A 14,091-nucleotide genomic window follows, 5' to 3' on the forward strand; every position below is an offset into this window, starting at 1 on the left:
CTTACCACTACAAATTTAATGTACCAAATCCTAAGTGTGAAATATACTTCATAACATCGCAGTTAATTATGTCGCAATTTCGTCATGTGAAGCACATACGGAATGACGATATAATCAAAGCTCTCGGCCAACGGGTTAGAAACCTAAGGTCGGAAAGAGGGTTGACGATGGAAAAGTTGGCCGAACTCTCAGGCATCGACTACCGTCAACTTTCCTACATCGAATTGGGCCAGACCGACCCCGGTTTGAGCACCCTGTATGCCATAGCCAAAGGGCTCGATGTTACCCTCTCCTTTTTGACGGATTCGGAATCTCTCCGATAAAATCCACTCCCTTTAATTTCTTGAAAAACACGCTTTAATTCCATTTGAACCTATATTTTGACTTGGGGGTGAAACTTTTTTTTCACCCCCTTTCACTGTTTTTGCCCTATGCCATTTTCGTGCTTTGTACCCAATGGGAAAATAACCTCATCTGGAAGAATGAAGTACATGGATTTGGCAATGCTGCTAAAAAATGCAGCCGAACAGGGAACAGCAAAAGCAATCAACGAAGAACGCTCCGTTCCTGATCGGCTGACCAAAGCCGATGCCTACCGCCTGTACGGTAGGAGCAATGTGGACAGATGGCTCCGCGAGGGGCTGATCTCCGCGCAACAACCTACCGACACTTCTCAGATTTTTCTTGACAGATCGGAACTCGAAGCCGTTGCGGCTTCGAGCAATCGGATCACCTACCTGCCCATAACGGACAGGTAAGCGCATCCGCTGCGATAGCGGTGCATGGATGTTCTTTGACACTCAGGAGTGAAGCATTATCCCGTGAGGAACGGGAAATTTTGCGAAAGTGAGGTTAGCCGATACTTGGCGATACCAATATGCTGAAAGCGCATTGGCAGGCAGTAGCCCGGTCCGTACGGACTGACGTGAGTAGCTCCGACAACTTATCCCAATCGGCAAGAGCGGATCATTTCGGGTTCGTTGCCCGTTGCCGGTTCCATCGGGGAAAACCCTATTCCCCATATCAGTAAACCATCAAACCCCAAGAAGCTATGAACATACTATTGACACCGCTGCAATTGCAGACATTGCTTTCCTATGCCGCCGAAATGGGTGCAAAACTGGCCCTTTCCAAGACCGGGCATATCAGGCCGTACCTCAAAAAGTCGGAAGCGTTCCGCCGTTACGGACGAAAAAACGTAGAGCATTGGATCAGCTTGGGACTGATTACCCCGCGAAAGGACGGCGACCATTCCGCCGCTTGGCGCATCGATCGTATGGAGATCGAAGCCGTGAGCAAGTCACGGGAAGCCATGCGCTATCTATAAACCTACTCATCATCACATCAAAAAAAAATCTCATGACACCCAACAAAAACAAAACACCATCCAACGAACCAATTACCCTCGTTTCCCTGCTCAAAGCATTGGGGCAAGAACCTATATCGACCAACGGAGATGAATTTTGGTACGCCAGCGTGTTCGGAAAGCGTACCGATAACAAAATAGTCCTAACGGTCAATAACCGATTGAACACTTGGTTTGACAGCTCATTCGGTCTACTTGGCAAAGGTGGCAACCTCATGGACTTTGCCCGTACATATTGGGCCGATCTATCAACTGATGAAATCGGGGAGCGTCTCCAAGAAATACTGAACAAAGAATTGAGGGTGGCAAATCGAAAAGACAGGCCCAGACGTAAACGAAAAGCAACCAAGATACCCCATTATGAAATCGACAATACGGGCCCGTTGGGATACAACAGGGAGATCACTGATTTTCTGATGGAAAGCGGCCTTTGGGAACTCGCCGACCTGAATATACAAGAAGTCTATTATTATGTCATTGACCAAAAAGGCAACCGCAAGGACTTCTGTGCTGCGGGTTGGCCTACCGAAAATGGAGGTTGGGAAGTACGCGCCCAAAATTATACGGGCTGTATAGGCCCCAAAGGAATGACCTCTATTTCGGTGAGCGAAAATGTACTCGCGATATTCCCCGATTATGTGGACTATCTGAAAAGACGACATGATAAATATCTGCACTACGCATCGGTACTGATATTGAACCATCCCGATTTTTTGTCCGCATCGGTAAAACGTGCCCGCCATTTTGAAAGGGTACTATTCTATGTCGATGATACGAGGATCGGATACCAATCAGCGAGAGACGTATTCAATGATAAACTACCGGATACCGAAGTTATACCCCTTTAATTATCCAATCCCTGCTTATGTCTAAATATGTAAACGTGGACGACCTGCGGGAAATCCCGATTTCAGACTTCCTGGCCCGGCTCGGCCACCATCCCGTCCGTAAATCCGGCAAGGAACTTTTCTACCACAGTATGCTAAGGGAGACCAAGCAAGACACGCCATCCCTCACGGTTTGGGATGAGGGTGGCAAATGGCTTGACCGCGGCGGTCCGAACGCAACGGGCGTTCAGGGCGGTGGCATCGTCCAGCTCGGCCTTGCCTATTGGCCCCAGCTTTCCTTTGTCGAGGTACTAAACAAGATAAAGGACACCTGCGATATGCAGGTCTCCACGTTACCAGCCTACAAACCTGTCAAATCCACTTCGGAACAGGAACAAAAAGGCTATACCTTTGAACTCGTCCGAACCGGGCCTATCGGCAGAAACTTTGTCCTGACCAAATACCTTGAAGAACGTGGGATATTGGACGTTGCAAATGGACAACTGCAAGAAATCTATTACAGAAACCGTCTCGACAACGAAAATAAAAACACTTTCTATGCCATTGGATGGAAGAACGAACTTGACAATTGGGAGTTTACCAATGCCAAAGGCTTCAAGAGCAGTATCGGTAAAAAGGGGATTTCCATTATACCCGGCAATCAAGAACATGCCGTTCTCTTTGAGGGTTATATGGACTACCTAAGCTGGCTCAAAGTCAACCGCCCAGACCCTGCACCCACCGCCATTGTCCTAAATTCCATCGTCCAATTGAAGAACGCCATCGAGCGGGTTAAAGGCATAGCCACCGTGGACGTGTATTTCGACAATGACGAACCCGGCCGCAACTGTACACAAAGGCTGATCGAAGCCGTGCCACAGGCCAAAGACCGATCCGGTGTTTATGGGGCGTATAAGGATTACAACGATATGCTAAGGGCAGTCCTAAACGAGCAGGAACTACAGCATCAACGTGCGGGCCCCAGACGGTGACTTTCGGAGGGAGCGGACAAGTTGCAGAGTATAGGTACCGATATTCAGATATGTAGGTGTTCAGATATATGGATACATAGACATCCCGATATGTAGGTGTTCAGATATACGGATACACAGACATCCCGATATGTAGGTGTTCAGATATATGGATACATAGATATCCCAATATGTAGGTGTTCAGATATACGGATACACAGACATTCCGATATGTAGGTGTTCAGATATATGGATACATAGACATCCCGATATGTAGGTGTTCAGATATACGGATACATAGACATCCCGATATGTAGGTGTTCAGATAGATGGATACATAGATATCCCGATATGTAGGTGTTCAGATATACGGGCACACAGATGTTCAGATATGTAGCTGTTCAGATATATGGATACATAAATATCCGAATGTTCAGATATAATATTGACCATCTCCGAATCCAAGTGCCTAAAAAAGCACCCCGACCCGCTTTTTTGCCCTTTGGGGTATAACCCCTCTTTTTTGTTTTGTAATGCGCAAGTTGTGTTTTTGTACGTACGGCTCTCGTACCTCGATGCCGTACCCACAAAAACCAACTTGCCCCGGAACGGCCCGGCTCCGGTGGAGCGAATCCGTACCAGGGTAGGAAAAAGGTCGCAACTCCCTTTTTCTCCTGCATAGCGCACCATATCGTCGCTACGCGACGAAACATCCATAAACCATTAAAACCATCACCATGCTAAGACACGGTAGCCTTTTTTCGGGCATCGGCGGTTTCGACATCGCCGCTTCATGGATGGGTTGGCGAAACGTTTTCTCATGCGAGAAAGACCCATTCTGCCGAACCGTTCTCAAACATTATTGGCCAAATACAACACACTATGAAGACATCTACGATTTTCGGGCAGCTCACTATCGAGGACATATCGACATCATCAGCGGAGGTTTTCCTTGCCAACCGTTCAGTCAGGCCGGACGGCGAAAGGGGGCGAAAGATAACCGTTACCTCTTCCCGGAGACTATCCGAATTATTAAGGAAGCACGGCCGGAGTGGATCGTTCTTGAAAACGTTACTGGACTGTTCACCATTCTCGAACCCGATAGTCTTTCTGAAATGGAGATCAAAGCGGTTGAGCTTTTTTGTCAGGACGACGAGCAACCTGCAACAAGTACCATCATCCGACTCCAACGACGCGTTATCGGAAGCATCATTTCAGAAATCGGATCAGCAGGATATGTACTTCCGACACTTGAAGACGGCACACCAATCGTTTTGTGTATTCCGGCTGCTGCCGTTGGCGCTCCACACCAACGGGATCGGGTTTGGTTTGTTGCCCACGCCGACGGCCACCGAGATAAGCAATATAAAAACAACGATGGAACAGGCGCAGGACAGAAGACGGCTAAAGGACAGGAAGAACGAGCGGGGCAACGGTGGTCAGGTTTCCCTGACGGATTTTCTGGTGTACCACGCCCTGATCTCCCTATGGAGCCCGGCAGAGGAAATAACCGAGAGGATGCCCAACGAAATACAGAAGCGTTTGCTGAAAGTGCTGCCGACAGCGGAACAGGTCGATGGCACGACATTCCCCTATGGACGGGATGGCCAAGTGAACCCCCGTTTTGTGTCCGAGATGATGGGCTTTCCGAAAGACTGGACGGAATTACCTTTCCTGCGTGGCGAACCGAAAGCATAAAAGCCTATGGCAACGCCATCGTTCCGCAGGTCGCCTTTGAAATCTTTAAAGCAATCCAGTCCGTCACCTTGAACCACCAAGCACCATGAAAAACAGAACAGGAAACCGAAAACCCCAAGCCCATGAACAGCGTACCCGACGCTTTGAACTCCGGTTGAGCGAAGCGGAACGGGCGCAGTTTCTCGAACTTGAAAAAGTGCTTGGCCTAAGCCGTGCGGACATCGTGCGTATCCGTGTGCTCCAACATTCCAAAAAGATGCTGGTCAATACCACCAAAATCATGAAACTGCTGGACAGTATCGGAACAGAGATAGGCCGATCGGGCAACAATATCAATCAATTGGCAAAGCACGCCAATTCCTTGCAACAACAGGGAATGCTGCACTCCGCCATTTTGCGTGACCTTGCCCCATTGCTAACCGAATATGTCAGGTTGCAACGGGAATTGGAACAGTCCATCCGGCGGCTTATCAGGCTTATAAGGGGGCAAACATGATCGTTAAGATACTTGACCCGTCAACCACGTTCAAAGGGGTGCGTTATAATACGAACAAAGTGGACAAGGACAAAGGCGAACTGATGAAAGTATCGGGTTTCGGTGCCTTGCAAGCCCTGCAAAATCTCCGTCCAGAAGACTACGTCAATTATATGGAAGCTCAATCCGCAGCCAGTAAACGGACGAAGTACCCACAGCTCCACGCCGTCATTTCCTGCAAGGGACGTTCCCATAGCAAGCAACAACTTACAGCCATCGCCGAACAATGGCTGAAAGGAATGGGTTACGGCGAACAACCTTATCTCTTGGTATTCCATAAGGACACGGCAAACAACCATATCCATATCGTTTCCACACGGGTAGACCGAGACGGCAAAAAGATAAACGACAGCTTCGAGAAAATCCGTGCCTACGAGGTATTGAACCGTATCGTTGGCGTGGACGAAAAACAGGAGATCGACAAGAATATCGAAAAAGCATTGAGCTATGGTTTCTCCACACGGGCGCAATTCATGATGATACTTGAAGCACGGGGCTATTCGCTTAAACTGTCCGATGGGATTTATCAGATCAGTCGTTACGGCAAAAGACAAGGTACGGTCCCTTTGGAACAGGTGGACGCCAAAATCGGCACATTCAGTAAAGACATCAGTCGGCTGGCACAGCTCCGCGCTGTCTTTGCCAAGTACCGTGGCCAGTACGATCCGGCGGTTGTTCATGTTACGGCCCCGCTTCCCGGTAATAGATCGTCCGCTCCATCGGGCTACACGTCGGCAATGGCGCAGATGCTAACGGACAAATTCGGGATACAGATCATATTTCACGGTAAGGACGGAAAACCACCTTACGGTTATACCGTCATCGACCATTCGAGGAAAATGGTCTACAAGGGCAAAGACCTCATGCCGTTGGCAGAATTTATCGCACCATCGGAAAATACACCCGAAATATCTGCCAAAGCGGACAGAGCAGAGACTAAAGCGGACAGGACTGGACAAAACGAAAAGGAACAGAAAACGCCGCCAGAAGAAACCGCTACCTATACCGATCATGTACAGGGAACATCCGAGCAATGGATACCAAATATCCAGATTGACATTTCCGACGACATCGACGATGAAGCGATCCACGGACGCAACCGGAGACGTAAGCGCAAAGCCCGTACAAATACCCGCTGACATCACTTTATCAACAACACCTTTAAAACCCACGCACTATGCTCATACTTATAGGAAACCAAAAAGGCGGGGCGGGAAAAAGTACGCTCACCCTGCTGCTCGCCAACTACCTGACCCAGCAACAAGAACGGCGGGTTACGATACTTGACATGGATTACCAGCAATCACTTTCCGCCAAAGCCGAGAAAGCAAAAATCTTGGAAAATGAACCGCTGTACGAAATCGTACCCGCAGACCTCAGCCATTTTCCGGCAATGCAACGGAGGTTGGGGAAGTCACGGAACGAAATCGTACTGATCGACCTGCCGGGCAAGATGGACGACGATGGTCTGATCCCCATATTTGCTGCCGCCGATGCGGTGATCTGTCCGTTTGCCTTTGACGAATTTTCGGTGGACTCGACATTGCTGTTTGCAATGGTAATGGGCAGGATCAACAGGCGGGCGCCCCTGATCTTCGTGCCAAACCGTATCAAGAACACCGTCAAGTACGAAACCCGGACGGAAGTCGAAAATGTCCTGCGCGGTTTCGGTACGGTCGCACCCAGCCTGCCAGACCGTATAGACTTCCAGCGGGTAAACACATTCCAGACACCGATCATCCTATATCCCGTTATCCTGCCGCTCTTAGACCTGATCTATGAACAGTACATTGCTAAGGAGGAACCATTATGAGCGGAATAAAAAGCCTTGCCGACGAGCTTCGGGATTCCATGCGGAAAGGGAAACCGCCACAGGCAAATGAAATCCCCCCTGTAGAACCACCAAAGGACACACCAAAGAAAAAAACGGAAACACTGGAACGCCTGTTTGAAAGTATCCAAAACCATGAACTGACCGGGCGTGAACGGTTACTGATCCGTCTGGACGACAAGACCCTTTTTCTACTCAAACAACTGAAAGTTGCCAAAGGTATCGACATGACCAAGATCATATCCTACAGCCTGCACCAATTTCTAAAAACCCATCCCGAACTCACCCGATACATCAAAGAACACATTAAAACCCTTGATCTATGAACTGGACACAATTCCTGCTCGGCGTTATCGCCATCTATGGCATTTACTATGCCCTAAACGTACTGTATGACCTGTTTATCCAACTCCGTGCTCCGCGGGCGGCCGATGGAGGAAACGAATTGACATTTGATGAAGATTCACCGCCCGAAAGGGTTATTCCCGAACCATCCAAAAGAGAAAACGAACCTATGGTAACGGAGGGGAAACCCGTTATCTCATCCGGCCCCCTGCAATCCACAGGAGGCATAAACCTAAAGCAACTCGTATCGCTCATGCAAAACGACGTGGTCGAGTACACCAAAGCCATCCCTTATTAAATCCATTATGCGACCAATCCGCTTTGTGGCAGTATTCCTTACTGTCATTTTTTTTGCCCTGTACGCAACCGCCCAGCCCGGCCTTGCCGAATTTAGGGAAGTGCGCAAAGAAGTCAATACGTGGTACTACAACTTCTCTGACCTTGCCTTTGTCATCGGTGCCGTGTGCGGACTGCTCGGTGGTTTGCGGGTGTACAGCAACTGGCAGTCCGGCAAGCATCATATCGATGCACAGGTCATGGGATGGTTCTTTTCCTGTCTTTTCCTATCGCTCGTCGGTGCCGCACTAAAGGCCCTTTTCGGGGTAAACTAACAATCCTATCATTTTTTATTCACTTTTTATCCATTATCTCTATGACAGTAAACACTAAAAAACTGTTTGCAATGGCCGCGCTTTGCCTTTCCGCGGCCCAATCAACATTCGCACAAGGTGGTACAGTTGGTATCGATGCCGCCACATCATCATTGACCAGCTACGTAGACCCCATTTCGACGCTCATTCTGGCCATCGGCGCGGTCGTCGGGCTCATTGGGGGAATACGGGTGTACATCAAGTGGAACAGTGGAGATCAGGACATCAATAAAGAGTTGATGTCGTGGGGAGGTTCCTGCCTGTTCTTGGTACTCGTGTCGGTGGTCATCAAAGCGTTTTTCGGCGTATGACACACGGGCGTTATCCAATTTATAAGGGGCTGCAAAAGCCCCTTATTTACCGCGGTTTCAAGGGCAAGTTTATCTATTGGGGCATAGGTTCCCTTATCGGTGGTCTGGCCATCGGTGGACTTATCGGCGCACTGACCAACCTGATCCTGGGCGGCTTTGCTACCCTTGCCCTGATGGGTGCAGGACTTGCCTATACATTCATGAAACAGGGTAACGGTCTCCATGACAAAACCCGCCACCGAGGCGTATTTATCCACCCCGTCCATTTATCGATCAGCTATGAGAACAGAAAGAAAGACAGCCTTTGAAATGCCCTACGTGGGTATTGACCATTATCAGGGCATGTCCATACTGTACGGCGACCGTGGCGATTTTTCAGTCGTGATGCGACTGACCAATCCCGTCTTACAGTATGGCGCCGATCCCGAAGCCTATACCGCTTTCCAACAGGTATTGCTTAACGTCATCAAGATACTTGGCGAGGGGCATATCATCCAAAAGCACGACGTATTCATCAAACGGAAATACCAGCCCAAACCTGCAACCGAGTTCTTGGAACAGAAATACCAAGAACATTTTGAGGGTCGGGAATATACCGAAATCAGAACCTACCTGACCGTTACCCGTCTGGTCAAAAAAGGGGCATTCTACACCTATGACAAAAAAGTGCTGGCCACTTTCGGGCAGAACATGGCCAAAGTATTTGACCTGCTTTCCGGCGCCGCACTTAACCCCGCATACCTCACCGAAGCGGAAATAAACCGTTTTGTAAACAGGGTGCTCGCCGTGGAGTTTGAGCAGCCACACATCACGTTGGACAATCTCCGTTGTGCAGACCGTGAGTTACGGATCGGTGACCGGGCCGTCCGCTGTATCAGCATGGTCAACACCGATTCGGTTGACCTGCCCGAAAAGGTCGGAACCTTTACGGCCAAAAATGAAACGAACGGTATGCGTGATTTTCCGGTGGACAACCTGTTTTTCCTGCACCATGTTCCCGGTTATCGTATCATTATCTATAACCAATTATTGGAGATACCCAGCCAACAGATCACGCTCGGCAAACTTGAAGTAAAACGCAAAAGGCATTCGAGCGTACCCGATCCGGCAAACCTCATGTGCGTGGAGGACATAGACCGTTTATTGGTAGACGTGGCACGCGACAACCAGCTATTGGTAAATGCGCACTATTCCATGATCGTATGTGCCGATACGGACAAGATCGACAAAACGGCCAATTTTATCGAAGCCGCCCTGTTCCAGCAGGGGATCATCCCATCACGCAATGCCTACAACCAATTGGAACTGTTCCGGTGTGCCTTGCCGGGCGTTGGCGTGGAACTGAAAAAGTACGATTGGTTCCTGACGACGGCCGATGCCGCCCTCTGTTTCTTTTTCAAGGAAAGGCTGCCGACCGACGAACCCTCGGAGTTTCTGCTAAGGTTTACCGACCGTCAAGGGGTGCCCGTGGCGCTGGACCCGTCGGACCTCGTTATGAGGACAGGCCGTATAAAAAATCGCAATCGCTTCGTGTTAGGTAGCAGTGGCACGGGTAAGAGTTATGCCATAAATGCGATCGTCCAACAGTACCTGCAATACAACATGGACGTGGTGATCGTGGACATGGGGCATTCCTATTCCGGTCTTTGCAGCACCTATGGGGGCAAGTACATCACCTATTCGGAAGAAAAGCCTATCACGATGAACCCCTTTGCGATCAGCGAGGAAGAATACAACATCGAGAAAAAGGATTTTTTGATAACGTTGATCTGTCTGCTCTGGAAAGGTTCCGAGGGTTCGGTAACCACCGTCGAGCGTGACGTAATTTCCAATGTCATTTCAGCCTATTACGCCCATCATTTCGATAAAGCCATCGAAGACCGCGTAGACAGGTTGGACTTTAATTCCTTTTATGAATTTGCCGTTCGGAAAATCCCCGATATAAGAAACGAAGAAAGCATCGCTTTTGACGTGGAAGAATTTCGGTTTGTATTAAAGAAGTTTTACAGAGGGGGTGAATACGAAGCGATACTGAACGAAGATGCCGACCAATCGCTATTCAACGAACGGTTCATAGTCTATGAAATTGACAATATACAGAATAACAAGACGCTCCTGCCAATCGTAACGCTGATTATAATGGATCTGTTCGTGCAAAAGATGCGCCACAGGAAGAACCGCCGGAAAACACTGATCTTGGAGGAAGCATGGCGGGCCATTTCCTCGCCAATGATGGCGAATTTCCTTTTATACCTAAACAAGACCGTGCGGAAGTTTTGGGGGGAAATCATCGAGGTGACGCAGGAAATCAATGACATCATCGGCAACCCCATTATCAAGGACAGCATCATAAACAATTCGGATACCATCATCCTGCTGCAACAGAACGAGGCCGATTTTAGAAAGGTTGCCGAATTGCTCTCCATCACCGAGGCCGAACAGAAGAAGATTTTCACGATAAACCGTCTTGACAACAAGGACGGACGTGCCCGTTTCAACGAGTTCTATATCCGTCGGGGAAATGTCGGGGAAGTGTACGGCGTGGAGGTTAGTATTTACCACCATTTGGCGTTCACGACCGAAAAACCCGAAAAAAGCGCCGTGGAGATTTACGCCAAACATCATGGCAGCTACCCAAAAGCCCTAACGGCGTTCGTGTCCGATATGGAAAAGAGCGGTCTTGCATTGGGCGATTTTGTGCAAAGGGTAAACGAGAACAATGCGCCAGTTGAAACACAAAGAGAATATTTTAAACCTGATTTTACATGAAACGAATTATTGCAATAACGATCCTGTCCCTTGCTGTTTTCTATGCAAGAGGGCAGATTTACATTGACCCCGCCGTCGCAGCCGCAACGGGCGTCCATGCCGGAGTGATGAACAGCCAGCTGGGCAACGTGAACGACAATCTCACACTTATCCAACGTGGACAGCTCGCCGTAACGGGCCAGCTCCTGATCGTGAACGATTTGCAGGACAAGATTTATAAAGGGTTAAGCGAAGTATCCGGCGTTGTCCGTTCACTGCTCACCGTAAAGGACATTGCCAGCATTTCCCTTGACATCGTTAACGACGTGGAAAAGGCAATGAACATTGCAAGGGGAAATCCGGTACTCCTGCTATTTGCCGAAGCGGGCGCACGGGAATTTAAGACACGGGCGACCAACCTGTCTGCGGAGGTCAGTGCCTTTGTATTGAAAGGTGGAAAGGATAATCTTATGGATGCGGGCGAACGGGCAAAACTGCTCAACCGGATACGTACCGAATTGACTATCCTGCGAGGCGTAGCCTTTGGGATGCACCGAAGTATGTATTGGGCGAAACAGCGCGGTATCCTTAACTCCCTCAACCCATACGCTGGTTTTATCAATATCGACAAACAGATTGCCGATGACATTATCCGTAATTCAAAATTGCTCAAACGATGAGATACTTTATCCTGACCCTCTTGCTTTTGGTCATCGCCCTGACCAGAGCAAACGCACAGCTCAATGTGGAGCTGCTCCACCAATTGGTCGAACACAGCAAAGATGAATACGACCGCCAGATCACCGCAAGAAACAGACAGGCCATCACCTCGGCCAACGAGGAAGTAAACCGAGAAGAAACGGCAAAACTCAAAACCCGCTATCGGCAGTTGCACAGCCGTTTTCAAGTTTTGGGAACTGCATTGCAGGGGCTTAGTATGGGGCTTGAATCCGCGCCAATCGTAACCGAGATCATAAACCAACAAAAAAGGATTATAGGCATTGTTTCCACACACCCCGAATTTCTTTTACTTGCCATCGATGCAGAAAAAGATATGGCAGAAAAAGCCGTGCAGCTCGCACGCTACCTGACAGGACTTTTTATCAGTATCGGCGACCTCAACCAGATGAAAGCGAGCGACAGGAGAATACTTTACGGACACGTCCTGCAGGAGCTTCGGAAGATCGCAGGAGCATCAAGGGGGCTTGCAGCTACCCTATACTATTCGACACGAAAAAAGCTGCTCGATTCCCTCAATCCGTTTTCCGGTTATATCAATGAGGACAAGCGTATAGTCGATAATATTTTAAGGCAATTGGAGGAATTTAAACCATGAAGAAGCAACTTATCATCCTGCTGTTTATCTGTCTTTCAAAGATGACTTTCGCCCAGAGCTATGTGACGATCATCTATGATGCCAAGCATCTTGCCATCGTAAACGAAAACGGTGCTGTCAGGTTGATTTCCGAACAGACCCATAACAATATGCTCGGCAACATCTGCGGACGGATCGACGATATTAACGTCAATCTTTCTTCCGTGGTGCTGGTGCAGAACATGATCCACCGATCATTGACCGAAGTGGATCGGGCATTGAAGTCCGGCCGCTCCGCGCTCCATATTTCGAGGCTTGTTCAGGACATCGCCACCCACAGCACGAAGATGCTCGAAACTGCCAAAGGCGAACCGTGGTTATTGCTCTTTGCCGAGGACGTTGCCCGCCAGCTAAAGGACAGGGGCATAAACCTTGCCGCCGAAGTATCCGACTTCGTGCTACAAGAGGGAAAAAACGTGCTGATGGACTACGAAAAAAGAGACCACCTCATGCGCAAGATCATTCTGGAACTGAAAGTAATCCGGGCATTGGTATTCAGCATGGAAAGGTCAATGTATTGGGCGAAGATCAACGGTGTACTGAAAATGGCGAACCCATACCGAAACTTTATCAATATGGACAAACGCAAAGCGGACGAGATCATAAGGAACTATTATCTACTAAAGGACTGAACATGAAAACAAAATACATCACAGGGCTACTGCTGTTCCTATTTTCCATTACGGGAACGATGGCGCAGAACGTGAAGCGACAGACCGATAAACATATCGTAAACCAACAGGAACGCATGGTTCATAAGCAATGGGATCGAAAGAAGTTTACGCCGACCAAAGGTTTTTTGGGACTGAACTACCAATATTGGCTCACCTGGGCGTGGCACCCCAATTACCCCAAGACTGACCGCCGACCGTTGAGCGGTACAGGGCCACAGACCTTGCGCATGGGTATGGTACTGGCCATGCAACAGACAGACGAAGCCTATAAAAAACATGCAGATACCATCCGAAATGTGGCGGTGACCGAAGCCCTCAATTATTCCGGTCTGGTCACGGATGTCGATCCTTTGTGGCTTCTGTATTACCGCAAGGAATTTGGAAACCTTATCGACGGAACAGAGGCCGATCCACTTGCCGGACTTTCACCGGACGTGGGGGATTATTTGAGAAATAAAGGTCTATTGGAGTGGTACAGCGAAGAACGTGCAGAACTCAAAGAACGGTTGGAAGCAGCCCGAACGACCACGCTTGACCGTGGCAGCCGTATCATGGCCTATCACCGTTTGCTTGGGGAACATAGAAAACTACTGTCCGCATGGGAAGCTAAAAAGAACTATGCCGCCAAATTCCTTTTATTGGCGGGGAGCCGTGACCGCCTGCAAAGCGATAACCCCGATCTGCCGGAGTTTGCAACGGATCGTTCCGACGTACAGATTGCGGAGGACATCCTAAAAAGAACCCAATAACCAAAATCAAA

The 14,091-nt window shown here is 48.9% G+C and carries 20 protein-coding genes and 1 pseudogene; 20 read left to right on the forward strand and 1 reads right to left on the reverse strand.

Annotation, left to right across the window (positions count from 1 at the left end; all coding sequences use genetic code 11):
- Positions 1–68: 68 nt before the first annotated feature.
- The 5 genes from OQ289_RS05385 to OQ289_RS05405 all read left to right on the forward strand — a co-directional run bounded on the left by OQ289_RS05385 (position 69) and on the right by OQ289_RS05405 (position 3,185).
- Positions 69–323, forward strand: a complete 255-nt coding sequence (locus OQ289_RS05385) for a helix-turn-helix domain-containing protein (protein ID WP_270089734.1) — start codon at positions 69–71, stop codon at positions 321–323.
- Positions 324–431: 108 nt separating this feature from the next.
- A complete protein-coding gene (locus tag OQ289_RS05390) occupies positions 432–758 on the forward strand; it encodes a hypothetical protein (protein WP_270089735.1) in 327 nt (108 codons plus the stop codon).
- Between the two features lie 293 nt (positions 759–1,051).
- Positions 1,052–1,327 (forward strand): hypothetical protein, encoded by a 276-nt coding sequence (locus OQ289_RS05395; protein WP_270089736.1) that lies wholly within the window; start codon positions 1,052–1,054, stop codon positions 1,325–1,327.
- A gap of 32 nt (positions 1,328–1,359) precedes the next feature.
- Positions 1,360–2,214 carry a hypothetical protein gene (locus OQ289_RS05400; protein WP_270089737.1) on the forward strand — a complete coding sequence of 285 codons (855 nt, stop codon included), beginning with the start codon at positions 1,360–1,362 and terminating at the stop codon, positions 2,212–2,214.
- A gap of 317 nt (positions 2,215–2,531) precedes the next feature.
- The gene (locus tag OQ289_RS05405) at positions 2,532–3,185 is read left to right on the forward strand and encodes a toprim domain-containing protein (RefSeq protein ID WP_270089738.1); all 654 of its coding nucleotides are present in this window, start codon (positions 2,532–2,534) and stop codon (positions 3,183–3,185) included.
- 300 nt (positions 3,186–3,485) lie between these two features.
- Here the strand turns inward: OQ289_RS05405 and OQ289_RS05410 are convergent, their stop codons facing one another.
- Positions 3,486–3,881 carry a hypothetical protein gene (locus OQ289_RS05410; RefSeq protein WP_270089739.1) on the reverse strand — a complete coding sequence of 132 codons (396 nt, stop codon included), beginning with the start codon at positions 3,879–3,881 and terminating at the stop codon, positions 3,486–3,488.
- Positions 3,882–3,901: 20 nt separating this feature from the next.
- Here OQ289_RS05410 and OQ289_RS22140 point away from each other — a divergent pair.
- From OQ289_RS22140 to OQ289_RS05480, 15 genes and pseudogenes are all read left to right on the forward strand, one after another.
- Positions 3,902–4,240: pseudogene (locus OQ289_RS22140) on the forward strand (DNA cytosine methyltransferase); the annotation flags it as partial.
- Positions 4,241–4,279: 39 nt separating this feature from the next.
- Positions 4,280–4,951: a hypothetical protein gene (locus OQ289_RS05415; RefSeq protein WP_270089740.1), complete on the forward strand. Its 672-nt coding sequence runs from the start codon at positions 4,280–4,282 to the stop codon at positions 4,949–4,951.
- Positions 4,948–5,358, forward strand: coding sequence for a plasmid mobilization relaxosome protein MobC (mobC, locus tag OQ289_RS05420; protein WP_270089741.1), 411 nt, complete (start codon positions 4,948–4,950; stop codon positions 5,356–5,358). The genes OQ289_RS05415 and mobC overlap by 4 nt, the downstream gene beginning before the upstream one ends.
- Positions 5,355–6,536, forward strand: coding sequence for a relaxase/mobilization nuclease domain-containing protein (locus OQ289_RS05425; RefSeq protein ID WP_270089742.1), 1,182 nt, complete (start codon positions 5,355–5,357; stop codon positions 6,534–6,536). Before mobC ends, OQ289_RS05425 begins: the two co-directional genes overlap by 4 nt.
- A gap of 38 nt (positions 6,537–6,574) precedes the next feature.
- The gene (locus OQ289_RS05430) at positions 6,575–7,210 is read left to right on the forward strand and encodes a ParA family protein (protein ID WP_270089743.1); all 636 of its coding nucleotides are present in this window, start codon (positions 6,575–6,577) and stop codon (positions 7,208–7,210) included.
- A complete protein-coding gene (locus OQ289_RS05435; protein WP_270089744.1) occupies positions 7,207–7,554 on the forward strand; it encodes a hypothetical protein in 348 nt (115 codons plus the stop codon). The genes OQ289_RS05430 and OQ289_RS05435 overlap by 4 nt, the downstream gene beginning before the upstream one ends.
- On the forward strand, positions 7,551–7,871 hold the full coding sequence (locus OQ289_RS05440; RefSeq protein WP_270089745.1) for a hypothetical protein: 321 nt from the start codon (positions 7,551–7,553) through the stop codon (positions 7,869–7,871). The genes OQ289_RS05435 and OQ289_RS05440 overlap by 4 nt, the downstream gene beginning before the upstream one ends.
- Before the next feature lie 7 nt (positions 7,872–7,878).
- Entirely contained in the window at positions 7,879–8,184 is a 306-nt protein-coding gene (locus OQ289_RS05445) for a DUF4134 domain-containing protein (protein WP_270089746.1), read from the forward strand.
- A gap of 41 nt (positions 8,185–8,225) precedes the next feature.
- Entirely contained in the window at positions 8,226–8,534 is a 309-nt protein-coding gene (locus tag OQ289_RS05450; protein ID WP_028069947.1) for a DUF4134 domain-containing protein, read from the forward strand.
- A complete protein-coding gene (locus tag OQ289_RS05455) occupies positions 8,531–8,842 on the forward strand; it encodes a DUF4133 domain-containing protein (RefSeq protein ID WP_182982322.1) in 312 nt (103 codons plus the stop codon). The genes OQ289_RS05450 and OQ289_RS05455 overlap by 4 nt, the downstream gene beginning before the upstream one ends.
- The gene (locus tag OQ289_RS05460) at positions 8,814–11,303 is read left to right on the forward strand and encodes a TraG family conjugative transposon ATPase (RefSeq protein WP_270089747.1); all 2,490 of its coding nucleotides are present in this window, start codon (positions 8,814–8,816) and stop codon (positions 11,301–11,303) included. The genes OQ289_RS05455 and OQ289_RS05460 overlap by 29 nt, the downstream gene beginning before the upstream one ends.
- Complete coding sequence (locus OQ289_RS05465) at positions 11,300–11,962, forward strand: hypothetical protein (RefSeq protein WP_202103796.1); 663 nt, start codon at positions 11,300–11,302, stop codon at positions 11,960–11,962. Before OQ289_RS05460 ends, OQ289_RS05465 begins: the two co-directional genes overlap by 4 nt.
- Positions 11,959–12,618, forward strand: a complete 660-nt coding sequence (locus OQ289_RS05470; RefSeq protein WP_182982319.1) for a hypothetical protein — start codon at positions 11,959–11,961, stop codon at positions 12,616–12,618. Before OQ289_RS05465 ends, OQ289_RS05470 begins: the two co-directional genes overlap by 4 nt.
- A complete protein-coding gene (locus OQ289_RS05475) occupies positions 12,615–13,289 on the forward strand; it encodes a hypothetical protein (protein WP_270089748.1) in 675 nt (224 codons plus the stop codon). Before OQ289_RS05470 ends, OQ289_RS05475 begins: the two co-directional genes overlap by 4 nt.
- A 2-nt stretch (positions 13,290–13,291) precedes the next feature.
- Complete coding sequence (locus tag OQ289_RS05480) at positions 13,292–14,080, forward strand: hypothetical protein (protein ID WP_270089749.1); 789 nt, start codon at positions 13,292–13,294, stop codon at positions 14,078–14,080.
- Positions 14,081–14,091 lie beyond the last annotated feature (11 nt).

Source organism: Sphingobacterium sp. SYP-B4668 (assembly GCF_027627455.1).
Classification (GTDB): domain Bacteria; phylum Bacteroidota; class Bacteroidia; order Sphingobacteriales; family Sphingobacteriaceae; genus Sphingobacterium.